This is a genomic window from Actinoplanes sp. M2I2, assembly GCF_023544445.1.
Taxonomy (GTDB): Bacteria; Actinomycetota; Actinomycetes; order Mycobacteriales; family Micromonosporaceae; genus Actinoplanes.
The window spans coordinates 59,356-80,977 of the sequence record NZ_JALPVJ010000023.1 but is presented as its reverse complement, the minus strand read 5'-3'; the positions used below and the strand labels follow the sequence as shown (position 1 = coordinate 80,977).

The following is a 21,622-nucleotide window of genomic DNA, read 5'->3' as shown; positions in this document are numbered from 1 at the left end:
CCTCGGCGCCGGCGGGTGGCTCTGCGCCCCAGCATCACCTCTCACGGGTGCAGAACACCGCGAATTACGCATTTTGAGGGTCTCCGCGGTCGTTCCTCAAGGCCACCGTGCCTCGCCGGACCGCCGACTCTCAAGGTGGTTACGTCGGCGGCACGCGGCGCCGCGTGGCGGGGCTCCGGCGAGAAGAGGTTGCCCTGCTGGCGGGGGTGAGTCCGGACTACTACGTGCGGCTTGAGCAGGGCCGCACAGCACACGTCTCCGACCAGGTGCTGTGCGCGGTCGCACGTGCGCTCTCGTTGTCGGACGTGGAGACCGAGCCGCCCCTGCGGGAGTCGACCTCGTCCAGCTCGCCACCCTGGGGTTGAATGCGACAACCGCCGATCAGGCCCTCGACACGCTGGGCCTGCATCGGGGTCAGTGGCTGCTCGTCACCGGAGCAGCGGGAGGCGTAGGGCTCTACGCCGTCGAGCTCGCCAAGGTGCGCGGCCTGCGTGTCGTCGCTCAGGCGCATGCCGAGGACGAGTCGCTGCTGCGCGAGGCGGGTGCCGAGGTCTTCGTCTCCCGCGACGAGGACCTCGTGCCCACCGTACGCCGGCTGGTGCCGGGCGGCGTCGACGGCGCGATCGACGCGGCGAACCTCGCGGCCGGTGCCGCCGACGCCGTTGCCCACGGCGGCGCATTCGTCTCGCTGCTCAACACCGCGCCGATGCAGCGCCGCGAGGTGACGATGACGAACATGGCCTGGCACACCGATCCCGACCGGCTCGCCAAGCTGGCCGCCTACGCGGCGTCGGGTGTGATCTCGCTGCGCCTGGCCCACACGTACCCGCTCGACCAGGTGGCCGAGGCGCAGGAGAGGCTCGCCGCCGGCGGTCTTCGCGGACGCATTGTGCTGGTCCCGTGAGCGCTGCGCGTTTCTCGCCTCCGACGACGCATCGTTCGTCAACGGCACGAATCTGGTCGTCGACGGCGGTCAGACTGAGGTGGTCTGAAATGACCTACCCGGTCAGCTCCGGTGTCAGCCGAGCGGGAGTCCGGCGAACAGGGAGTAGGTGACCGGGTTCGCGTATTCGTCGATGTGGACGATCTGGCCGTCGCGGAACTCGAACTTGAAGACATAGACGTTCTGATAACTGGTGTCGGTGCCGGCCTGCACGAGGTCTCCCTCGGCCTGGACGAACACTGTGCCACCCTCAGCGTCGACCGAATACCGCTTGTTGTCGAGAACCACCTGCGAGAATCTTGTCACGATGGTGTTGAGATAAGTGAGTACCTCCGCCTTGCCGTTGAACGCGTAGAACGGGTCGGGCTTTCCGGTGTTCGAGAACGGGATGAGCTCGACGACGTCGTCCGCCAGGTGGCGTTCGATCAAAGAGATGTCCTGCTTCTCCAGCGCGTCGAAGAAGGTCTTGGCCAGATCGAGGGGCGCGAGTTGACTGTTGCTCATGACAGCTCCATGTCCGGGACAGAGTGTCCCTTCGTCGGTCGGTGAGGCCGAGTCTGGTCCGGGCTCGTCGATGTGATCCAGGCACAAGTGATCCCCGGATGGACAGGCCGGCGAACCGCGCCTCGGTATCCGGGGATCTTTTGTGCCTGCCACTGTCTCTGGTCGTGCCGCAAGGTATAAGCCATGACGATCAAGCTTCTTATCAGCGCAGCCGACAACACCGTCCCGATCAGCATCCAGCAGCGGAGTTCCCTGACGCCGGCCGACGCGTTCCGGCTGATCATGCCCATCGATCTGCCGTCCGTGTTCGATGCGGTCTGGCCTTTCCCGGGGGTCCGGTCGGTCGCGAATCAGACCGAGTCGTGGGACCACGTCGGTCCTACCCGCAACCCGCAGTTCGAGGACGGGTCGCAGGCCGACGAGCAGCTGACCGAGTGCGTCGAGGGCATGAGTTTCGCGTATCAGCTGACCGGGTTCACCAACGTCCTCTCGCGTCTGGCCGTCGGCGTACGCGGGGAATGGAATTTCAATCCGGACGGCGACGGCACGCTGATCCGATGGACCTACGAATTCAAGCCGCTACCGGGACGGCGCTGGATCGTCGCCGGGCCGTTCGCCCTGCTCTGGCGCCGGTACATGGTGGTCGCGCTCGATCGGATGGTGCAGTGGAGCGAGGCGGCCGTAAGAACACCGGTTGCCTGAAGGCTCACGACGCTCACACGCCGATGATGTGACGCAGCACCGCGATGACCCGGCGATCGACCCGATCGCCGGGCGCGAGACCGAGTATCGCGCAGATGCTGCTCTGCGTTCTGGCCCGGCGCCGAGCCCTGGCGCCGGCCCGAGCGCGTAGATCCGTCCCGTTGTGGGACAGCTCCGAGGCCCGAGGAAGCCAGCTGCTCAGACTCTCGCCTCTCAGATCTGCATGAAATGATGATCCAGTTGCACGGCTCCTTCCTCTACGGTGGTGTTGGCAAATCGGCCGAACCCTTCGGCTTTGGGACCATCGACAGGTTGGATCACCGTTGATGCATGGTGGGACGTTTCCCCGCTCGCGGACTGGTCGTCTCTGCCTGCGCTGCCACCGCGTCTCACTCAGCCTGCCGGTCTCGGAGGGCTGAGGTGGATCGGGCGCTGCTGGCCGACTTTCTGCGGGCACGACGCGAGGCGCTGCAGCCCGAGGATGTCGGGCTTCCTCGTGGTCCGCGGCGGCGAACGGGCGGGTTGCGCCGTGAGGAGGTGGCGACCCTGGCCGGTATGTCGGCCGACTACTACGGCCGCATCGAGCAGCAACGCGGCCCCATGCCGTCCGTGCCGATCCTCGCCGCGCTGGCCCACGCACTGCACCTCAACGCGACCGAACAGGACCACCTTTTCGCGCTCGGCGGGCATGCCACTCCGCGCCGTGTCCGCGTCGACGATCGCGCCAGCCCCACCATGAGACGCATCATCGAGCGCCTTTCCGACACGCCGGCGTTGGTGTTCTCCCAGTTCGGCGAGACGCTGTTGCAGACCCAGCCGGCGAAGTCCCTGCTCGGTGATTGGACCCGATTCAGCGGCATGTCACGCTACCTGGTCTATCGCTGGTTCACTGATCCGGCGACGCGCGAGCTCTATCCGCCGGAGGATCACCCCGAACGCGGCCGCGTCTTCACCGCGGAGATCCGGGCCGCTTTCACCGCCGATCCGCAGGGCAGGGCGGGAGAGATCGTCGCGGCGCTGCTCGAGGTGAGCGCCGAGTTCGCCGAGGTCTGGAAGCGCCACGAGGTCGGGGTCGTGCACCACCTGGATCTCAAGCGCTACCGCCATGCCCAGTTGGGCGAACTGGAGCTGTACACCCAGCTCGTGATCGATCCGGACCAGGCCCAATCTCTGCTGCTGTTGACCGCGGTGCCTGGCACGCCGAGCTACGAGAAACTTGAGCTCCTGTCGGCCGTACGGAACTGACCAGCCGGGGCCGCGTCAGCGTTCGGCGTTCTGGTCGATCAGTTCGCGGGTGCCGACCGGGCTCTTGAGGTCGACCGGGTAGAGGTGTACCGGTGGGAAGGGCGCCGTACGACCGGGGGCGCAGAGCATCTCGCCCTGCGTGCACGTGCCGGTGACGGTCACAGTGACGGTCTGCCCCTGCTCGCGGACGGTCAGCCCGTTGACCCGGTAGACGCCGTCGACCGCGACGACGAGGTCGGTGCCCGCCGGTGGATCGAGATCGAGCCGGTCGGCGTTGTCCTGGTCGAGGGGCACGAAGCGCCACACCGGTACGGCGTCACCCGTGCCGACGGCGGGCGGCTGGGTGGCCATCTCGACCGACGAAGTACCGAAGCGCTGATCGCGGGCCTTGCGGGCGTCCCGGGCGTCGGCTTCCGGTGAGCTCTCGGCGCGGATCAGGACGGCACCGAGGACGATGACCAGCATGATGGTGACTGCTCCGGCGGCCCGGCCGAGGTTGTACGACAGGTCGCTGGGTTCGTTGGCGCCGGGGTCGCGGTAGCGCCAGGCGTTGAGCACACGCCACTGCTGACGCGGCGCGATGACCGTCCACAGCGCCAGAGCGATCAGCAGGACCCCACCGATGATCAGTGCCACGGCACCCAGTGTGGCACCGTCCGCCCACCCGCCCGGCGTCAGCTCCGGGAGCGTATGCGGATTCGGCTGGTGGCACCGGAAGTCGGCGAGCCGACCGCTCAGGTCGAGCCGCGGAGGATCAGTGTGGTGGGCAGCGTCGTCGGTTCCGGTGGGGTCGCCGTGCCGGCGAGCATGGCCATGAGGGACTCCGCGGCGGCTGTGCCGAAACCGGTCTTGTCCTGCGTGACGGTGGTCAGGCCGGGCGGAATCAGCGCCGCCACCTCGATGTCGTCGAAGCCGATGACGGCCACGTCGTCGGGGACGCGCAGGCCGGCCTCGTGGATCGCCTTGATGGCGCCGACCGCCATCTCGTCGCCGGCGGCGAATACGGCGGTCGGGCGCGGGTCGCGGGCGAGCAGCTCCGTCATGGCGGCGTGCCCGCTGTCCAGATAGAAGTCGCCGGCCACGACGTCGTCATCGGCCAGGGGGAGACCTGCCGCGGTGAGCGCCTCCCGGAAGCCGGTCAGGCGTTGCGCGGCCGGCCAGTTACGGGCCGGGCCGGTGATGGTGGCGATGTGCCGGTGACCGCGTTCGATCAGGTGCGTCGCGGCGAGTCGGCCGCCCCCGGCGTTGTCGGAGGTGATGTAGGTGCAGGTCGGCCCGGTGAAGAGCAGGTCGAGGGCGACACAGGGCACCTCGGCGTCGACCAGGGCCAGCACCGCGGGGTCGCGGCTGCCGTTGTCGATGATGACCACGCCGTCGACGTTGTGGCGCTGGACGGCGCGCAGGAAACGCCGCGGGTCACCCGGGCCGGCGCCCGGGTCGGGAGCGAGCATGAGCAGATGCAGGCCGTGCGCGCTGAGCGCGCTCTTCAGCGCGACCAGGATGTCCTGCAGGAACGGGTGCCGCCAGCCGGGCCGGCGGTGGTCGGTGTCCCACACGAGCCCCACCATGTTGGACTTCTTGGTCGCCAGGGTGCGGGCCGACTCGTTCGGCAGGTATCCGATCTCGGCGGCCATGCCGAGAACGTGCTGGCGCGTCTGCTGGCTGACGACCTCCGGAGTGTTGAAGACGCGGGACACGGTGGCGACGGAGACGCCGCACCGACGTGCCAATTCTCGGATGCTGGACACGACGACACCCTAATGTAACCGGTTTCAAAAAAGTAACAGGCCCGTGTCTCGCGGGTCAACACAGTGGATCGCGTTACCTTTTCGTGACTTGACGAAAGTGGCCCCGATCGATGCAGACTCTTGGCTCAAGGGGCCACACCCACCCCTTCGAAGCGCATCTCCGGCCGCATCCATGCTGGCCTCTCTGTCGACTCAGCTCGTTCGAAACTCCAGCTCTGCGGCGTGTAACCGGTTTCATGTAACCGATTACATCAGACTAATAGGGGAGAATTGTCATGCTCTTGTCCCGATCTGTACGAGCCCTGACCGCGGCGGCGGCCGCCGCGGTGATGCTGACCGCCTGCGGCTCCGGCGGCGATGAAGGCAGCGCCGCCGACGGTGGCAACGTCACGCTCAACGTCAACCTGTTCGGCAACTTCGGCTATGAGGAGCTGTACAAGGAGTACGAGAAGGCGAATCCCACCATCAAGATCAAGCAGAGCACGGCCGCCTACAACGATCACCACCGCAACATCGCCACGCACCTCGCGACCAATTCGGGAGCCGGCGACATCGAGGCTGTCGACACCGGCTTCATCGCCCAGATGCGCGCGGTCGGCAAGCAGTTCACCGATCTCGGCACCGAGCGCCAGTCGGAGTACCTGCCCTGGAAGTGGCAGGCGTCGCTGACCAAGGACGGCCAGCAGATCGGGTACGGCACCGACGTCGGCGGCCTGGCCATCTGTTACCGGCGTGACCTGTTCCAGAAGGCCGGCCTGCCCACCGACCGCGACGAGGTCTCCGCGTCGTGGGCCGGCGGCTGGGACAAGTACATCGAGCAGGGGCAGAAGTACACCGAGAAGGCGCCGGCCGGCACCGCGTTCTTCGACGGCGCGGGCGCGCTGTACAACGCCGTCATCGGGCAGGCCCCGGTGGGCTTCTACAGCGAGGACGACACCGTCGTCGTCAGCAGTAACCCCGAGGTGCGCAAAGCGTGGGACCTGGTCGTCCAGGCGGTGCAGAGCGACCTGTCGGCCAAACTGCTCGAGAGCTCCCCGGAGTGGAACAACGGCTTCGCCAAGGGCCAGTTCGCGACCATCGCCTGCCCCGCCTGGATGATGGCCAAGATCAAGGACCAGTCCAAGAACGCGGCCGGCAAGTGGGACGTGGCGGCCGTGCCCGGCGGCGGCGGCAACTGGGGCGGCTCGTACCTGACCGTGCCCAAGCAGGGCGAGCACGTCGAGGAGGCGAAGAAGCTCGCCGCCTGGCTCACCGCGCCCGAGCAGCAGGCCAAGGTCTTCACCTCGAAGGGACTGCTGCCCTCCATCCCCGCGCTGTACGACAAGCCGGAGATCGCGCAGTACAAGGACCCGTTCTTCAACGACGCGCCGGTCGGCAAGATCTTCACGACGGCCGCCAAGGAGTTGAAGCCGCAGTACCAGGGCCCGCGCACCGGTGACATCCAGACCACCATCCGCGACGGCTTGGTCCGCGTCGAGCAGGGCAAGCAGAGCTCCGACGAGTCCTGGCAGCAGACGGTCAGCGACGTCGAGCGCCTCGCCAAGTAGCTCACCCGCACGGCCGGCGGTCCTCGGATCGCCGGCCGCCCCGGCGACGAAGGATCGACGATGGCCATCCCTGCGCTGACCGCCCGCCGGGCGAGACTGAACCGGCTCGACACCAAGGGCTCGCCCTACCTGTACGTACTCCCGTTCTTTCTGCTCTTCGGCGCGTTCGGGCTCTTCCCGCTGATCTACACCGGATACGTCTCGTTCAACGACTGGAACCTTCTCGACGCCGGCTCGCACGAATGGGTCGGCCTGGCCAACTACCGTGAGCTGCTGCAGGATCCGTACTTCTGGAACGCGCTCGGCAACACGCTGAGCATCTGGGCGCTGTCCACGGTGCCGCAGCTGCTCGCCGCGCTCTGGATCGCGCACCTGCTCAACCACAGGCTGCGGGCCCGCACCAGCCTGCGCATGGGTGTGCTGCTGCCGAACATCACGTCCATCGTCGCGGTGACGATCGTCTTCACTCAGTTGTTCGGCCGCGACTTCGGCATGGTGAACTGGCTGCTCGGCGTCGTCGGCATCGGCCCGATCGACTGGCAGGCCGACACGTGGAGCTCCCACCTGGCCATCTCGATCATCGTGGCCTGGCGCTGGACCGGCTACAACGCCCTCATCTACCTCGCCTCCATGCAAGCCATTCCCCATGACCTGTACGAGGCCGCGGAGCTCGACGGCGCGTCGTCGGCGCAGCAGTTCTGGAAGATCACGGTGCCGATGCTGCGTCCGACGATCATCTTCACCGCGGTGATCTCGACGATCGGCGGCCTGCAGATCATCGCCGAGCCGCTGCTGTTCGCCGGCAGCTCGACGCCCACGGGCGGCTCCGACCGGCAGTTCCAGACGGCCGCGCTGTTCATGTACGAGCAGGGTTTCCGGGAGTTCCGGTTCGGCTACGCCTCCGCGATCGCCTGGACGCTCGTCATCGTCATCGCCGTCTTCGCGATCGCCAACTACCTGATCACCCGGCGCATCGCCAACGACGAGGAGAAGTCGTGACCGTTCTCGCCGACCCACCGTCCACCCGCGCCGAGACACCGGCGCCGCAAAGCCGGGCCCGCCGCCGCAGTTTCGGCTATCCGCGCAGGGGCTCGGTCTGGACCTACGCCGCCCTGCTCGCGGTCGTGGCCGGATCGGTCTTCCCGCTCTACTGGTCGCTGGTCGTGTCGTCGCAGACCAGCGACGCCGTCGCCAAGGTGCCGCCGGTCCTGATCCCGGGCGGGCACCTGTTCGACAACATCGCGCGGGTCTTCGACTCGACCGACTTCGCCGAGGCGCTGCTCAACTCGTTCATCGTCAGCGGCTCGGTGACGATCTCCGTGGTCTTCTTCTCCACGCTGGCCGGTTTCGCGTTCGCCAAGCTGCGCTTCCGCGGCCGCAAGGTGCTGCTCGTCGTCGCCATCGGCACGTCGGTGGTGCCGCAGCAACTCGGCATCATCCCGCTCTACCTGCTGATGGCCGAGTTCGGCTGGACCGACCGGCTCGCCGCCGTGATCGTCCCCGGCCTGGTCACCGCGTTCGGCGTCTTCTTCATGACGCAGTACCTGGGGCGGGCGGTGCCCGACGAGCTGCTGGAGGCCGGGCGGATCGACGGCTGCGGCACGTTCGGCCTCTTCTGGCACGTCGTGCTGCCGGCCGCGCGCCCCGCGGCGGCGGTGCTCGGCCTGTTCACCTTCATGCAGGCGTGGAACGACTTCTTCTGGCCGCTGGTCGTGCTGCAGGACAACGCCACGGTCCAGGTCGCGCTCTCCTCGCTGGCCAGCGGCTACACCACTGACTACACCCTCACCCTGACCGGCACGCTGCTGGCCACCCTGCCGATCCTGGTGATCTTCATGGTGCTCGGCCGGCAGATCGTCGGCGGCATCATGCAAGGAGCGATCAAAGGATGACGGACTCGGAACTGCCGCGGATGCCGGCCGGTTTTCTCTGGGGCGCCGCCACGGCGGCGTACCAGATCGAGGGGGCGGTGGCCGAGGACGGTCGCGCCGACTCGATCTGGGACACGTTCGGCCGGCGCCCGGGCGCCGTCGCCGACGGGAGCTCCGGAGCGGTGGCCTGCGACAGCTACCACCGCTGGCGCGACGACGTGGACCTGCTCGACGGCCTGGGCGCGGGCGCCTACCGGTTCTCGATCGCCTGGCCGCGAATCGTGCCGTCGGGCGACGCCGAGGTGAACAAGCCGGGCCTGGACTACTACGACCGGCTCGTCGACGCCCTGTGCGAGCGCGACATCCGGCCGTTCGTCACGCTCTACCACTGGGATCTGCCGCAAGCGCTCGAGGAACGCGGCGGCTGGCGGGTGCGGGACACGGCGGAGCGCTTCGCCGAGTACGCCTCCGTGGTCGCCGGGCGGCTCGGCGACCGGGTGGGCGATTGGATCACGCTGAACGAGCCGTACTGTTCGTCGATCGTCGGCTATGCCGAGGGCCGGCACGCGCCGGGCGCCACCGAGGGGCACGGCGCGCTCGCCGCCGCCCACCACCTGCTGGTCGGGCACGGCTTGGCGGTCGCGGCGGTCCGGGCCGCCTGCCCGGGCGCCCGGGTGGGCATCACGCTCAACCTGTCCCCGGCCGTGCCGGCGACGAACACCGAGGCCGACCGGGAAGCCGCGTCGCGGATGGACCTGCTGGTGAACCGCCAGTTCACCGATCCGGTGCTGGGCGGCGCCTACCCGGACGGGTTCGACCAGCTGTACGCCGGGGTGAGCGACTTGTCGTTCCGGCGCGCCGGCGATCTCGAGCTCATCGGCGCCCCGCTGGACTTCCTCGGCGTGAACTACTACTACCGGATCCACGCCGCCGCCGCGCCGTACGAGCAGGCCGACCCGGCGCTGCGCACCGCCTGCGACATCGGCGTACGCTCCGTGCCGCGCGAAGGGGTGCCGGTCACCGACCTGGGCTGGCCGATCGAGCCGCAGGGCCTGACCGACACGCTGACCGGTCTCGCCGGCCGCTTCCCGGGCCTGCCCCCGATCTACGTCACCGAGAACGGTGTCGCCGAGGTGCGCGAAGACCCCGGCGCGGACCCGGACAGGATCCGATTCATCGCCACGCACGTGGCTGCCGCCGCCGAGGCCGGCGTGGACCTGCGCGGCTACTTCTACTGGTCGCTCATCGACAACTTCGAGTGGGCCCGGGGGTACGGTCCACGCTTCGGCCTGGCCCACGTGGACTATCCGACCGGCAACCGCACACCGCGGGCCAGCTACCACTGGCTGCGCGACCAGCTGGCCCGGCAGCAGGCCACCACCGTGTGACGACGCGGCCGGCGGGCGCCGAGTACCCGGTCGCCCGCCGGTTGCCTACGCCGGGAGCTTGACGCCGGTGAGATCCGCGCAGAGGGCGAGCAGCTGCTCCTGCAGTCCCTTGTCGTACGCCTGCGGGTTGGCCGGCAGCGACGCGCGGCGCTTGAAGTAGTGGCCGGTCACCGTGGCCGCCGGCTCGTCCGAGGTGGCCAGCCAGACCTGGGTCTCCGCGCCCTCCGGCAGGTTGTCGGTGGCGTCCGGGCCGCCCAGCCGGGTGCGGATCCAGCCCGGGTCGACCGCGTTGCTCAGGGTGCCGGGCCAGAGCCGGGCCACCGCAAAGGCGAGCATCACGTCGTAGAGCTTGGAGTCGCTGTAGGCCTGCATCCCGTGCCACTGCCGGGCCTGCCACTGCGGGTCGTCGAGGCGCACCCGGCCGTCCGCCTCCAACCCCGAGGTCAGATAGATCAGGCGGGCCGGCGCCGGCATCAGCGCGGTCAACAGGTACGGGGCCAGCGTGTTCACCTGGAAGATCCGCTCCAGGCCGTCCTCGGTGATCTCCGGGGCGGGCTGCCCGCCACCGATGCCGGCGTTGTGGATCACCACGTCGAACGGGCCGCCCTCGATCGCCTGGGCGGCCAGCTCGCGAACCTGCGCCAAAGATGCCAGGTCACCGACGATCACGCCGTGCGCCTGGGGCACGGCCTTCCGGGCATCCTCGGCGCGTTGCTCGTTGCGGGCGTGCAACGTCACCCGGTGCCCGTCCGCCGCCAGGATCTCGGCCGTGTGCCGCCCGATGCCGTCGCTGGAGCCGGTAATCAGAATCGTCGCCATGACAGCCATCCTGCCGGACGGTCGAACGACCCGCTTGCTGGTTCACCGAAGCTGTAGACCGAGTCATGTCCCCCCGTGGCGCCGCGTCAAGAGGGAGCCGAACAAAAGCGGAACAGGCTGGATCCCTGCGCGGACCCAGCCTGTCAGCAGGGGGACGCTCCCGGATGGTGAAACTGTAGGGCTAGACCCGCCCAACGCGTCGAGCCCCGGCCGGGCGAGTTGTGGTCGCTGGGCGATGGTCCCTGACCAGCACCGTCACGTGTTGGGGTTGTCGACTGGCTCGCCCCAGCTCGTGCCGTTGTTGTCGTCACCGACCACCACCCAGGCAGACTCGATCGGCAGATTATTGACGGCTCCGTAACTCGAGTTGTAGGTCGCGTAGGAGTTGTCACACTGCACTTCGTCCTCCCACTTCTTGCTCACCCATTGGGTCGTGGTGCCGATGAAGCTGACCCGGAGCCGGACGTAAGCCTGGTCGGATCCACCGCCACATTCGGTGTCCCGGATCGAGTACGAGATCGGGGCGATCTGGTATTTGCCCTTGAAGGTGAAAGTGGCACTGCCGCACGCTGACGGCTGGCACGCCTCCGACCGGCCTGCCGCGAGCGCCGGTCCGGCAGTGCCGAACACCGCCCCCGACATCGCCAGGGTGCCAGTCAGAACGGTCCCGATGGCCTTACGCTTCATATGTCCTCCGAAGTCGTGAATGGACTGAGTCTAGTCACCATCAAGATCAGCACGCGGCCAGGTGGTGACGGCGACGTAGCAGATGGCCCAACAGTGCGAATCCATCGCGATCGAACTTGCCGGGCAGTGCCGATACTCCAACCGGGGGCGGTGTGGATCGCGTGACCGCCGCCGGCGACCGGGAACCGGTTGCCTGGGCCTGGCCCGCCGTCTTCGGCCTGCTCGCACTCGTGCTGATCGGTGGCGTCGCCTACGCCGCGGCGTGGTCTCCCACTGAACTCCGGCAGCCATGAGACTGCACGCGTTGGCCGAATCGCATGGTTGTTGTCGATGAACACCGCGAACGGGTCGGGTCGCCGGCAGACCGAGGCTGATGCGTGGACGCACGCTGACGGATCGACGTCCGGCGCGCAGAGAACCGTGGGGACGCCGTTCGAGCAGCGCCCGCCGACCGGCGAGATCAGCCGGACCGAGCGCCGGCTGCGCGTCTGCTGATCACCATTGGCGCCGCTGCTGCATCACAGTGGTGAGGCGAAGTTCTGCGTCCAGTACTGGGTGCCTTTGCCGGACTTGGCCAGGCCGACCCCGATGTGCTTGTAGCCGCAGTTCAGGATGTTGGCTTTGTGGCCGGGGCTGTTCATCCAACCGTCCATGACGTCGGCCGGCGTGCGATAGCCGGCCGCAACGTTCTCGGCGACGCCGCCCCACCGGTAGCCCTCGGCGGCGACCCGGTCGCCCATCGAGGCCTCGCCAGGCAGTTGGTGCGACATGGTGTCCTGGGCCGCCTGCCGTTCGGAATGCTTTCGCGCGGCTCGGTGCAGGCGGGATTCGCCGGCCAAGGAGCTGCATCCGGCCGCTTTGCGCTCCGCGTTGACCAGACGGATCACCTCGGTGACCGTGTCCGAGCTGCCGCCGCCGGAGCCCGTGGGCGGTGTGGTCCTGGTCGGCGCCGGGGCCGGAGTCTTCTTCGTCCTGGTCGGCGTCTTTGTCGGGCGCTTGGTGGCGGTGCTGGTCGGCCGGGCCGTCGCGGCGGGCTTCACCGTGGGGGTGGGCGTGGCCCGGCTGGGGGAGGAGCCGGGGGTGCCGGAGGACGTCGGCGGCAGCGGCTCGGCGGCGAGTTCCTCATCGAGGATCGAATCGGTCGTGGCGCCGGGTGACGGCGTACCGAGAGGTGCCGTCGAGGCGGGGCGGGCGTTGCCCTCGTCGGACGAGGATCGTGCCACGGCTATGCCGGTGTAGCTGACACCGATCACCCCGACCGCGACGGCGGCAACAAGCAAAGGGCGGAAGCTACGGGCGGCATGGGCGGGCACAGTGAGTCTCCTCGAGCGTGGAAGGACGAATCCAAGCTTTCACATCCATCCATGGTCCGGCCACTTCTTAAAACACTCTTAAAGATCCAGGCGGCCGACCCTGACGGGATGCACTCGCTCTGGTGCTGAGCGGAATCGCCCCTGGCTCCGTCGGGCGGCCGACGGTGCCGCGTGAACGGCAATCGTCCGGTGACAGCCCTGGCGTACCTCATGCTGACGCTCGTCGGCTGCCGGCCGGCGGTGTGGCTGGGTAGTCGAATGGTGAGTGGTCACCGATGACCGCCGTGCTAGTTGCGATCGGCGCCGCAGTCGGCGCACCGTTGCGTTATCTGATCGATCAAGCAGTTCGTGCGAGGATCGGAACGGAATTTCCTTGGGGCACGCTCGCGGCCAATGTGGTGGGATCCTTCGTGCTCGGCCTGCTGGTCGCCACGGGGCCTTCGGCTGGAGCGCTTGCTTTGATCGGCACAGGCTTCTGCGGTGGGCTGACCACGTTTTCGACATTGCGCTGGGACGCGCTCAGCCTTGCCCGCGACGGCTTCCGGCCACGCGCCGCGGCCTATGTCGCGGTCAGTCTCTTCGCCGCTCTCGGCGCTGTCACCTTAGGCAACCTCAACGCCGCGGGGCGCACCGTGGTCGCGGTCCTGCACGATCTCAACATGGCCTGCCGCTACGCCGACGAGATCATCGCGATGCGGGCGGGTGCCGTGGTCGCCCAGGGCCCGCCCGGCGAGGTGGTCGACGCCGATCTGGTCGAGCGGGTCTTCGGGGTCCGGGCCCGCGTCATCGAGGACCCGACGACGGGCGCTCCGCTGGTGCTGCCGGAACCGCGGTCCGCTCGCGGCTGACGCTGCGCCTCCGGCCCGAGAGCAAGAACCAGTCGGCGAGCGCGGCCGGTCCGAGGAGAATGCCGGTCGGGACTCCGCCCGAGGCGGCTGAACCTCCGGCCGCCGCAGCCGGTGGCGTCGCAGCGCTGCACCGGCTGCGGGCAGCGCCGGGTTCGCGACGGTGAAGGTGTACGAGCCCTGCACGGTGTGCCCGTCCTGCGACACGACGCAGTAGGCGAGCAGGTAGGTGCCGTTGACGATCGGTTGGGTGACCGTCGCCGTGGCTCCGCGTACCAACGCTTGTGAGTGCAACAGGGTCGTCTTACCGATCCGTTCGGGCCGATCAGCCCGAGCGCCCGGCCGGGCCGGGCGGTGACGCTGACGCCGTCGATGACAGGGTTGGCGCCGTAGCGCCAGGAAACCCCGCTCGCCTCGATCACGCGCCGGCCTTGAACCGCTCGACGATCCTCTCCAGGCCGTCGATCGACAGCGGTGTCGGCGGCTCGGTGAAGTTGAACAGCTGGGTCATGACGTTCTTGTGCTGTACGGCTTTGAGCTTCTCGGCGCCGGGCAGGCTGGTGACGGCCTGTTCGACCGCGGTGGGGTCGCCGTCGCCGTGGAGAAGGATCAGCACGTCGGGGTTGCGCCCGAGCAACTCCTCGAGCGTCACCTCGAAGACACGTTCCTTGCTGTCGGCGAACACGTTGGTGAGGCCGGCCGCTTCGAGCTGCGGGTGGGCCATGCTGGTCGACCCGTACGCGTACGTGACCCCGCCACCGACCGTCGGGTAGAGCACGGCCGCCGTACGCCCGTCGGTGTCGGCCTTGACCTTCGACATGCGTTCCTTGAGCGCGGCGACCGCCGTTGCCGCCTCGTTCTGACGATCGAAGACCTTCCCGTACGCCTGCATCTGCGCGTAGATGCTGTCGAAGGCCGGCGCCTCGGTGTTGCCCTCGCACATCGTCGGTTCCTCGAGCAGCGGGATGTCCACAGCGGACAGCGTGTCGCGCGACAGGTTGTCGACCTCGCCGAGCACCAGGTCGGGCTGCTGGCTGATCACGATCTCCTTGGAGATCTGCAGGTGGCCGCTGGTGTCGGTCTTGTCGGTGAGCAGCGGCACCTTGTCGAGCTCGGCCAGTGTCGCGTCGTCGTAGTACGCCTTCGGGTACTGCCCGGCGCGGGCGGTGACCCTGTCCAGCACGCCCAGTTCGTGCAGGAAGGGCACGGCGGAGCTCTTGAGCATGACTAGGCGTTCGGGAGCCTTGTCGAAGGTGACGTCGACCCCGCAGTTCTTCGTCGTGAGCGGGAAGCCTGCGGTGGCTCCAGTGCTCGTGTCGTCCTCGGCCGTGGCGCCGCAGCCGGCAGCGAGCACGAGGACGGTGGAGAGGGCGGCGATTCTTCTCATGCTTGGCCTCCGGCGTGCAGTCGGCGGATCGGGATCAGCAGGAAAGGGGCGCCGAGCAGGGCGGCGACCGGCACCACGCGGGCATGCGGGGCCCCGACCAGCCGGCGGGCCAGGTGCGGCACGACGAGGCCGTGCGGGCGATGAGGAAGACCAGCAGGGACGCCGCGAGGGCGCCGAGGAAGGCGCTGGTCGACAGGGCGTACTGGCCGAAGCCCGCCCCCGCTCCGAACAGGATGGCCGCGGCCGCGCCCCTGGACGCGCCGGACGTCGGGCTCCCGGCCCGGGAGTACGGGCGTCACCGCCACCCCTTGGTTATTGCCATAATGTGGCAACAAGCTATCAAGTCGATCAGTGGGGGAGAAGGGGCGCGACGATGTGCGAAGACTCACCGTCCCGCGGTTGCCGTCCTTCGCCGGCCGGTCGTGGCGATTGCGGCGAGCTGGACCTCGCCGGGGCGACAGTGATGACCGGCGATGGGCTGGTTAGGATGAGTCGTGCTGTTCCGGGTGCTGGGGCCGACAGAACTCCCGGGGGCTCTCGTTGCGGCCAAGCCCCGGCTCGTCGCCCTGCTGCTGCTGACCGCGGGTAACCGGCCGGTGTCGCTCGATGTTCTGGTCGATGAGGTCTGGCCGCAGCGTCCGCCCGCCTCAGCGGTGGCCAACATCCGTACCTACCTTTCCGGGCTCCGTAAGCTCTTTCCCGAACGGATCAGCTCCGACAGCGGTGGCTACCGGTTCGACGTGGCCGAGGGTGAGCTCGACCTGGCCGAGTTCGGCACGCTGGTCGCGGCCGGGCGCAAGGCCGCCGTGGAGCGGCCCGCGGTGGCGCTGGCCGGCTTGGGGGCCGCGCTGGAGCTGTGGCGCGGGCAGCCGTTCGCCGGTGAGCCGGTCGGGCCGGTGCTGCAGGCCCGGGCTGCTGCCGCGCAGGACGATTATCTGGCCGCGGTCGAGCTGCACAGCGAGTTGCTCCTTCGATGCGGCCGGCCGGCCGCGGCTCTACGGTTGCTGCGCGCCACGGTGGGCGAGCATCCCCTGCGCGAACGGCTGCGCAGCCTGCTGGTTCTCGCGCTCTATCAGAGCGGGGACCCGGCCGGGGCGATGCTGGCCTTCCAGGAGGCACGGTCGGTCCTGGCGGCGAGCCTCGGCATCGACCCCGGTCCCGAGCTGACCGCGATCCACCTGGCCGTGCTCCGCGGCGACCCCCGGTTACTGGCGGCCGACGCGGACGGCGCCGACCGGCTCGCGACGCCGTTCCAGCTGCCGCCCGCAGTGGCCGACTTCGTGGGACGCGAGGACGAACTCGCCCGGCTGACGAGGCTGCTGAGCCGGCCCGATCCCGTGCCGGGCGCCGGGGTGGCGGTCGTGATCGGCGGCATGGCCGGCATCGGCAAGAGCACCCTGGCCCTGCGTGCCGCCCACGAGGTGGCGGGCCAGTTCCCGGACGGGTGCCTCTATGCCGATCTCCAGCAGACGGATGGCACCGCTGTGCCGTTGGAGCGCGTCCTCCGAGGGTTCCTGCGCGCGCTGGGCGTACCGGATGACACCATGCCCAGCGATCAGCAGGAGCAGGCCGACCAGCTCCGGTCTCTGCTGACCGGGCGGCGGATCCTCATCGTGGCCGACAACGCGACCGCGACCGCCCAGGTGCGCCGGCTCATGCCCGGGCCGGGCAGTGCGCTGCTGGTGTCGAGCCGGACGCTGCTGACAGTGCCGGGGGCGCACCTGCACGAAGTTCACCCGCTCGGCACCGAGGCCGGAATCGCTCTGCTGGAACGGATCGCCGGGCGGGCCGCCGTCGCCGCCGAGCCCGAGGCCGCCGCTGCGCTCATCGCCCTGTGCGGCGGTCTGCCGCTGGCGATTCGCGCGGCCGGCATGCGGTCGGCGACGCTGCCGGGCCTGGGCCTGGCGCGCGTCGTCGCGCGGCTCTCGGACGAGCATCAGCGACTCGACCGGCTGACCGTCGGGGACATCGACATCCGGGCCAGCCTCGAGCTCAGCTATCGCCGGCTCTCGCCGCGAGCTCTCGAGCTGCTGCGGGCGATGAGCATCCTGCCGGTGCGGACGTTCGCGGCCTGGCTGCCCGCGGCGCTGCTGGGCGTCGGCGAGCCGCAGGCGTACTCCCTGGCCGAGCAGCTGCGCGACGCCCAGGTGCTCACGAGCGACGGCGCCGAACGGTACGGGTTGCACGACCTGGTCCGGCTGTCGGCCGGTGAGCAGCCGGGTCCGCCGGCCGGGGAGCTCATCGCCGCCGCGGGACGGGCGTATCTGGCGGCCGCGCTGACGGCGAACCGGCGGCTTCCGGGCCGGCCGATGGCGCTGCCCGCGCCCTCGGTGGCCGTGCCGGAGGCTGATGCCGCGCCGGTGGAGTGGTTCGAGGCCGAGCTGGACGGCCTGCGCACGCTGATCCCGTTGCTGGGCGAGGTCGGGGAGGTCGACCTGGCCGCGCGGCTCGCGACCGCCACCGTCAACTTCTGTGTCCTGCGGGGGCGGATCGACGATTGGGCCGCGACGCACGACGTGCTCCCGGCCGGGGCGCCGCTGCCGCCCGCCACGGCTGCGCTGCTGGCCCTGAGCAGGGGCAGCCTTTTTCGATTCCGCGACGACAACCAAGGGGCCCTGCCCCATCTGCGCCGGTCGTTCGAGCTCTATCGCGAGCTGGGCGACGCCGCCGGGATGGCGGGAGCCGCGCTCGGCTGGTTCGTCGCCGCGGAGCTGCTGGGCCGTACGGGTGAGGCCCGCACCGCCTATGACCGGGCTGCCGCGTTGTTGCCGGCGATCGAGGGCACTCCGACCGCCGGCTATGTCGAGCTCGCCTTCCGGCAGCCGCTCAGTCCGTCGCCCGAGGGGGAGGCCGCGGCGCTCGGCCGGGCCCTGACGATCTTCGAGGCCACCGGAGACGTGTGGGGAGCCGCCGAGGCCCACACCTACCTCGCGGCGGGCCACCGGAACAGCGGCCGGCCCGCGGTCGCCGCCCGCCATGCCCGGGAGGCTGTGCTCGCGTACACCGAGCTGCGCGACCAGATGCAGCTGACCGTTGCCGAGATCGTCCTGACCGACGCCTACCTGGAGCTGGGCTCCATCGAGCACGCCCGGGCCCTCGCCGCTCAGTGTCTCGCCCGCGCCACCAGGATCGGGCACCGGTGGGGCATCGCCTCGGCCCGGCGGGCCGCCGGGCGGATCGAACTGATCGAGGGCCGGGCATCGGCGGCGGTCCCGTTGCTGACCGCAGCCGAGGCCGGCTATCGCGAAATGGGCCTCATCCCGGCCGCTGAGAAGACTCACCTCCTGCTGAAGCAGGCTCGGCAGTGAGCCGGGCCGGTGCCGGGCCGCACGAGCGACCCGGCACCGGCCCGGATCACATCCGATGGGCCGCGATCTCGGCCTGGTAGGCCGCCGGCGCGAGAGGGCCGATCGGGTTCACGCTCAGCGCCGAGCGGATGTAGGCAGCGGGCTCGTCGAAGTAGGACTCGAAGGCGAGGTCACCGGCGTTGCCGGCGAACCAACCCAGGTAGTCGTGGATGTACTGCGGGTTGTCGCCGCCGGCGTGGCCCTGCCACTGGCAGTTGAGAAGCGGGTCGGGGTTGTATTCGTCACAGGCGACACCCCACTCCGCGACCGCGAACTTGGTGCCGTTGTCGGTGGCGATGGCGAGCGACTCGTTGAGGCGGCGGTAGCCGTTGAAGTGTTCGTCGCGCCCGTCGGTGCCGAAGTCCGGATTCCACGAGTCGTAGGAGTCGATCGCGTACACATCGACGTAGTCCCGCACGTTCTCGAAGACCCGCACGCTGCACTCGTTGCTGCAGGTCTGGTCGGCGCCCTTGTTGGGGTTGTAGACGATCCGCAGACCGGGGGCGGCGGCCTTCATCCACTGCACGGCTTGAACGAAGGAGGCCTGCCAGGCGGCCTGGTTGTCCTCGGTGAGCTTCCAGTGCCAGTCGGGCAGGTTCATCTCCCAACCCAGCCGCACGTAGGCGTCGGAGTCGAACTTCGCGGTGGTCCGGGCCAGGTCCTGCCACTGGGTCTGCGTACCGGTGAAATTGACGTGGTTGGCGCCGCCGCCGGGCCAGAGCGGGATGGTCAGGATGAGGTTGTCGCGGGCCGGGGTGAAGCCCGTCGGCAGGCCGTTCCGGATCCAGTCCTCGTCGTCGACGGTGTCCCAGTTGTCGCGCCGCGGGAACAGGGTGACGTTGTCGACGTCGGCCCCGCGGAAGCGGGCGAAGTCGTCGGCCCGATCGGTGGTCTGGTCCTGCGGGTTGACGCCGGAGCTCCACGGCAGGCGGCTCGCCCGGAGCTGGGTCGGGGTGTAGTAGCCGAGCACGTCGATCAGCATCACGACGCTGCCGCCGCCCACGTTGCGTACCGCGACCTCGCCGTCCTGGCTGAGATGCGAGACCTGCTGGGTCGGCCAGCGGCGGGTGTTGGCCTGATAGGACAGCTGGCGCGCGACCGGCGCTGTCTCGTCCGCCGCGTAGACGGTGAGCCCGCCCGCCGCAGTGCCGCTCTCGGAGTAGGCGGTCAGGTTGAACGCGACGGCGGACGAACCGGTCGCGGGCACCCCGCCGGTCCCGGCGAGAGCGAAGGCGCCGGTGGCGTCGGCCGCGATGGACGGGCGGCCGAGCACCCGGGTCGGCGTGACCGCGGTGAACACGGAGCCGGTGGCCGAGCCGGTGGCATCCTGGAAGTAGCCGACGACCTCGACCCACAGCGACGCCGTTGTGGTCGTGTAGATCCGGAAGGCCCCGCCGGTGCCGAGCTTGACCGTGGTCTGGGCCGTGAAGCGGCCACCGGTCGCGTAGTGCGTGTCCGAGGCGGTCGGGTGAGCCACGCCCTTCGGGAAGGCGAGCAACGTTCCCGCCGCACTGGACTGCGTCGACACGTGCACCACCACAGCGGTGACCCCGCTGTGCGGCACGCCGCCCTGTCCGAGCGGCGTCACGTCGGAGAAGCCGCCGGCTGCGTTGGACACACCGTTGACGATCCGGGCGGGCTTCAGCGGTACATAGGTCGAGCCGGCCGTGGCGGAACCGGCGGCCGTGTAATAGCCGACGACATCGACGTTCACGTCGGCTTCGGCACCAGTGGTGGACCCGTTGTAGAGCGAGATCTGGCCGTTGGCGCCGAGGCCGGTCACGACGGCGTTGTCGGCCCATACGTCCTTGACGAAATTCAGGCTGGAGGTGGCGGGGCGGGTGATGCCGGCCGGGAAGGCGGTCAGCGTGCCGTTGCCGCTGTCGCTCAACGCGTGCAACTGAAAGGCGACGGCCGAGACGCCACTGCTCGGGATCTGGCCCTTGCCGAGCGGGCTGAACGTATACGTCGCCGCACCCGCCACCGGCTGCAGGGTGAGGATCCGGGCCGGGGTGAGCGGCACGTACTGCCCGGCGGCGGGCGTCGCCACAGCCGCCGCGGCGGGCGTTCCCGTGCCCGCGACGACGAACGACAGCAGCAACACGAGGACGGCGAGGAGGGGTACAGGACGTGGTCTACGCACGAAGGCTCCCGTCAGATCTGACTTGTCGCGGCCAGGCTAGAGATCGGCGATACAGCCGTCGTACATTTCCTGCGGTCTCCAGATCAACGGGCCGGCTCGTCCGCCAGACCCGGCCAGGCGCGGGTAAGCGGTGTCCGGCACCGGCAGCCCGGCGTCCGCGGCGCCCGCGCCGCAGCCGGCGGCCGTGCGGCCCGCCGCCGTCATCGCGGAGACCGAACACAAGGCGCCGCAAGGCGTGGAGACCGCGACGCGGCAGGCGCGCCGGGTGGGCGCCGCGAACACCGACAACGGCAAGTCCGGGCCGGCTACCGCGACGGGACCGAGCACCAAGGTCGCGCCGTCGATCGGCGATCAGCCGAACCAGGCCGCCCTCGACCAGTGCATGACCGAGGACGCCGAGGACGAGTTCGGCCGGTCGTCATGCCGTTCGTGACCTGGGACAACAACAGCCGCTGGTTCTACTGGGACGTCTACAACTTCGACCGCTCCGGCGTCGGCCGCGACCTCCTCTCGTTCAACGGCTTCTACCTGCAGTACGAGGCGATGGGGTACGGCGTCTCCGACCCCGGCAAGACCGCGACGCGGCAAGTGCGCTGCGACTCGGCCACCTATATGGCGCACGGCCTGACGCAGTATCCCCAGGCGTGCGTGTTCGCCGAGGGCGTGCCGGCGCCGCGCGACAAGCGCATCCCCGGCAAGTACGATCCGGGCAACGCCGACGCGCCGGGGCTGCACCGCATCACCGGCGAGCTGCACCCCGGCGAGACCCGGGCGAACGAGGAGCACAAGAACGGCGCCTGCTACAAGGATGGTCCGTTCGCGGCCGTGTACCTCGACACCGGGCTGCCGACGCGGCCCAACACGCCGGCCGAGCAGTGTGACGAATACCCATTCGGTTCTACTCTGGAGGGTGCGAACCATCCGGACTGGGACTTCTCGGTGCTGGCGGTGCCTCAGCGGGACAAGAGCGTAGCGGGCGGGCTCCTGCGGAGCTGGTACACCGACGACCGCATCCTGGCCTGGGACGCGACCCTGCCGGCCCCCGACATCACCAACGACGAGTTCTACGTCGACATCGAATAGACCCGTACGGGCGCCGGCTGGATTCTCGCCGGCCGGCGCCCCGCACGGTG

22 protein-coding genes and 1 pseudogene are annotated in these 21,622 nt (G+C 69.5%); 13 read left to right on the top strand and 10 right to left on the bottom strand.

The features are described 5' to 3' along the window. Positions 1–107 precede the first annotated feature (107 nt). Positions 108–365 carry a helix-turn-helix domain-containing protein gene (locus HJC40_RS35905; RefSeq protein ID WP_374273534.1) on the top strand — a complete coding sequence of 86 codons (258 nt, stop codon included), beginning with the start codon at positions 108–110 and terminating at the stop codon, positions 363–365. After that, the gene (locus HJC40_RS35900; protein ID WP_250007914.1) at positions 362–904 is read left to right on the top strand and encodes a zinc-binding dehydrogenase; all 543 of its coding nucleotides are present in this window, start codon (positions 362–364) and stop codon (positions 902–904) included. The genes HJC40_RS35905 and HJC40_RS35900 overlap by 4 nt, the downstream gene beginning before the upstream one ends. A 114-nt stretch (positions 905–1,018) precedes the next feature. Here the strand turns inward: HJC40_RS35900 and HJC40_RS35895 are convergent, their stop codons facing one another. Further along, positions 1,019–1,447 carry a nuclear transport factor 2 family protein gene (locus HJC40_RS35895; RefSeq protein ID WP_250007912.1) on the bottom strand — a complete coding sequence of 143 codons (429 nt, stop codon included), beginning with the start codon at positions 1,445–1,447 and terminating at the stop codon, positions 1,019–1,021. A gap of 183 nt (positions 1,448–1,630) precedes the next feature. Between HJC40_RS35895 and HJC40_RS35890 the strand changes: the two genes are divergently transcribed. Both HJC40_RS35890 and HJC40_RS35885 read left to right on the top strand, forming a co-directional pair. Continuing rightward, positions 1,631–2,149: an SRPBCC family protein gene (locus HJC40_RS35890; protein ID WP_250007911.1), complete on the top strand. Its 519-nt coding sequence runs from the start codon at positions 1,631–1,633 to the stop codon at positions 2,147–2,149. A 420-nt stretch (positions 2,150–2,569) separates the two neighbouring features. Next, the gene (locus tag HJC40_RS35885; protein ID WP_250007910.1) at positions 2,570–3,394 is read left to right on the top strand and encodes a helix-turn-helix transcriptional regulator; all 825 of its coding nucleotides are present in this window, start codon (positions 2,570–2,572) and stop codon (positions 3,392–3,394) included. 15 nt (positions 3,395–3,409) lie between these two features. Here the strand turns inward: HJC40_RS35885 and HJC40_RS35880 are convergent, their stop codons facing one another. Beyond that, positions 3,410–4,030, bottom strand: a complete 621-nt coding sequence (locus HJC40_RS35880; RefSeq protein ID WP_250007909.1) for a DUF6199 family natural product biosynthesis protein — start codon at positions 4,028–4,030, stop codon at positions 3,410–3,412. Positions 4,031–4,128: 98 nt separating this feature from the next. After that, positions 4,129–5,142, bottom strand: coding sequence for a LacI family DNA-binding transcriptional regulator (locus HJC40_RS35875; protein WP_250007908.1), 1,014 nt, complete (start codon positions 5,140–5,142; stop codon positions 4,129–4,131). 275 nt (positions 5,143–5,417) lie between these two features. Here HJC40_RS35875 and HJC40_RS35870 point away from each other — a divergent pair, with 275 nt between their 5' ends. From HJC40_RS35870 to HJC40_RS35855, 4 genes are read left to right on the top strand one after another with little or no spacing between them, the layout of a single operon-like run. Further along, positions 5,418–6,689: an ABC transporter substrate-binding protein gene (locus HJC40_RS35870; RefSeq protein ID WP_250007907.1), complete on the top strand. Its 1,272-nt coding sequence runs from the start codon at positions 5,418–5,420 to the stop codon at positions 6,687–6,689. A 60-nt stretch (positions 6,690–6,749) separates the two neighbouring features. After that, complete coding sequence (locus HJC40_RS35865; RefSeq protein ID WP_250007906.1) at positions 6,750–7,688, top strand: carbohydrate ABC transporter permease; 939 nt, start codon at positions 6,750–6,752, stop codon at positions 7,686–7,688. Continuing rightward, positions 7,685–8,581, top strand: a complete 897-nt coding sequence (locus HJC40_RS35860; RefSeq protein WP_374273530.1) for a carbohydrate ABC transporter permease — start codon at positions 7,685–7,687, stop codon at positions 8,579–8,581. Before HJC40_RS35865 ends, HJC40_RS35860 begins: the two co-directional genes overlap by 4 nt. Beyond that, positions 8,578–9,948 (top strand): GH1 family beta-glucosidase, encoded by a 1,371-nt coding sequence (locus HJC40_RS35855; protein WP_250007905.1) that lies wholly within the window; start codon positions 8,578–8,580, stop codon positions 9,946–9,948. The genes HJC40_RS35860 and HJC40_RS35855 overlap by 4 nt, the downstream gene beginning before the upstream one ends. A gap of 45 nt (positions 9,949–9,993) precedes the next feature. Here the strand turns inward: HJC40_RS35855 and HJC40_RS35850 are convergent, their stop codons facing one another. The 3 genes from HJC40_RS35850 to HJC40_RS35840 all read right to left on the bottom strand — a co-directional run bounded on the left by HJC40_RS35850 (position 9,994) and on the right by HJC40_RS35840 (position 12,341). Continuing rightward, a complete protein-coding gene (locus HJC40_RS35850; protein ID WP_250007904.1) occupies positions 9,994–10,767 on the bottom strand; it encodes an SDR family NAD(P)-dependent oxidoreductase in 774 nt (257 codons plus the stop codon). 255 nt (positions 10,768–11,022) lie between these two features. Next, positions 11,023–11,454 carry a hypothetical protein gene (locus HJC40_RS35845; protein WP_250007903.1) on the bottom strand — a complete coding sequence of 144 codons (432 nt, stop codon included), beginning with the start codon at positions 11,452–11,454 and terminating at the stop codon, positions 11,023–11,025. Positions 11,455–11,972: 518 nt separating this feature from the next. Further along, positions 11,973–12,341 (bottom strand): CAP domain-containing protein, encoded by a 369-nt coding sequence (locus HJC40_RS35840; RefSeq protein WP_250007902.1) that lies wholly within the window; start codon positions 12,339–12,341, stop codon positions 11,973–11,975. A 4-nt stretch (positions 12,342–12,345) separates the two neighbouring features. Between HJC40_RS35840 and HJC40_RS35835 the strand changes: the two genes are divergently transcribed. Then, complete coding sequence (locus tag HJC40_RS35835; RefSeq protein WP_250007901.1) at positions 12,346–12,693, top strand: hypothetical protein; 348 nt, start codon at positions 12,346–12,348, stop codon at positions 12,691–12,693. 349 nt (positions 12,694–13,042) lie between these two features. After that, positions 13,043–13,387: pseudogene (locus HJC40_RS35830) on the top strand (CrcB family protein); the annotation flags it as partial. On the opposite strand, the gene HJC40_RS46750 reads toward HJC40_RS35830, so the two are convergent. The 3 genes from HJC40_RS46750 to HJC40_RS45770 all read right to left on the bottom strand — a co-directional run bounded on the left by HJC40_RS46750 (position 13,370) and on the right by HJC40_RS45770 (position 15,121). Continuing rightward, on the bottom strand, positions 13,370–13,891 hold the full coding sequence (locus tag HJC40_RS46750; protein ID WP_374273526.1) for a copper resistance protein CopC: 522 nt from the start codon (positions 13,889–13,891) through the stop codon (positions 13,370–13,372). The pseudogene HJC40_RS35830 and the gene HJC40_RS46750 sit on opposite strands and share 18 nt — an antisense overlap. A gap of 139 nt (positions 13,892–14,030) precedes the next feature. Then, entirely contained in the window at positions 14,031–14,999 is a 969-nt protein-coding gene (locus HJC40_RS35815) for an ABC transporter substrate-binding protein (RefSeq protein ID WP_250007900.1), read from the bottom strand. Continuing rightward, a complete protein-coding gene (locus HJC40_RS45770; RefSeq protein WP_284044197.1) occupies positions 14,996–15,121 on the bottom strand; it encodes a hypothetical protein in 126 nt (41 codons plus the stop codon). The genes HJC40_RS35815 and HJC40_RS45770 overlap by 4 nt, the downstream gene beginning before the upstream one ends. A 372-nt stretch (positions 15,122–15,493) precedes the next feature. On the opposite strand from HJC40_RS45770, the gene HJC40_RS35810 reads away from it, so the two are divergent. Next, positions 15,494–18,307, top strand: a complete 2,814-nt coding sequence (locus HJC40_RS35810; RefSeq protein ID WP_250007899.1) for a BTAD domain-containing putative transcriptional regulator — start codon at positions 15,494–15,496, stop codon at positions 18,305–18,307. Between the two features lie 46 nt (positions 18,308–18,353). On the opposite strand, the gene HJC40_RS35805 is transcribed toward HJC40_RS35810, so the two are convergent. Then, complete coding sequence (locus HJC40_RS35805) at positions 18,354–20,489, bottom strand: hypothetical protein (protein WP_250007898.1); 2,136 nt, start codon at positions 20,487–20,489, stop codon at positions 18,354–18,356. Between the two features lie 184 nt (positions 20,490–20,673). Here HJC40_RS35805 and HJC40_RS35800 point away from each other — a divergent pair, with 184 nt between their 5' ends. Together HJC40_RS35800 and HJC40_RS35795 are read left to right on the top strand one after the other, a co-directional pair. After that, a complete protein-coding gene (locus tag HJC40_RS35800) occupies positions 20,674–20,922 on the top strand; it encodes a hypothetical protein (protein ID WP_250007897.1) in 249 nt (82 codons plus the stop codon). Then, positions 20,910–21,572 carry a hypothetical protein gene (locus HJC40_RS35795; protein ID WP_250007895.1) on the top strand — a complete coding sequence of 221 codons (663 nt, stop codon included), beginning with the start codon at positions 20,910–20,912 and terminating at the stop codon, positions 21,570–21,572. The genes HJC40_RS35800 and HJC40_RS35795 overlap by 13 nt, the downstream gene beginning before the upstream one ends. The last annotated feature ends 50 nt before the right edge of the window (positions 21,573–21,622 follow it).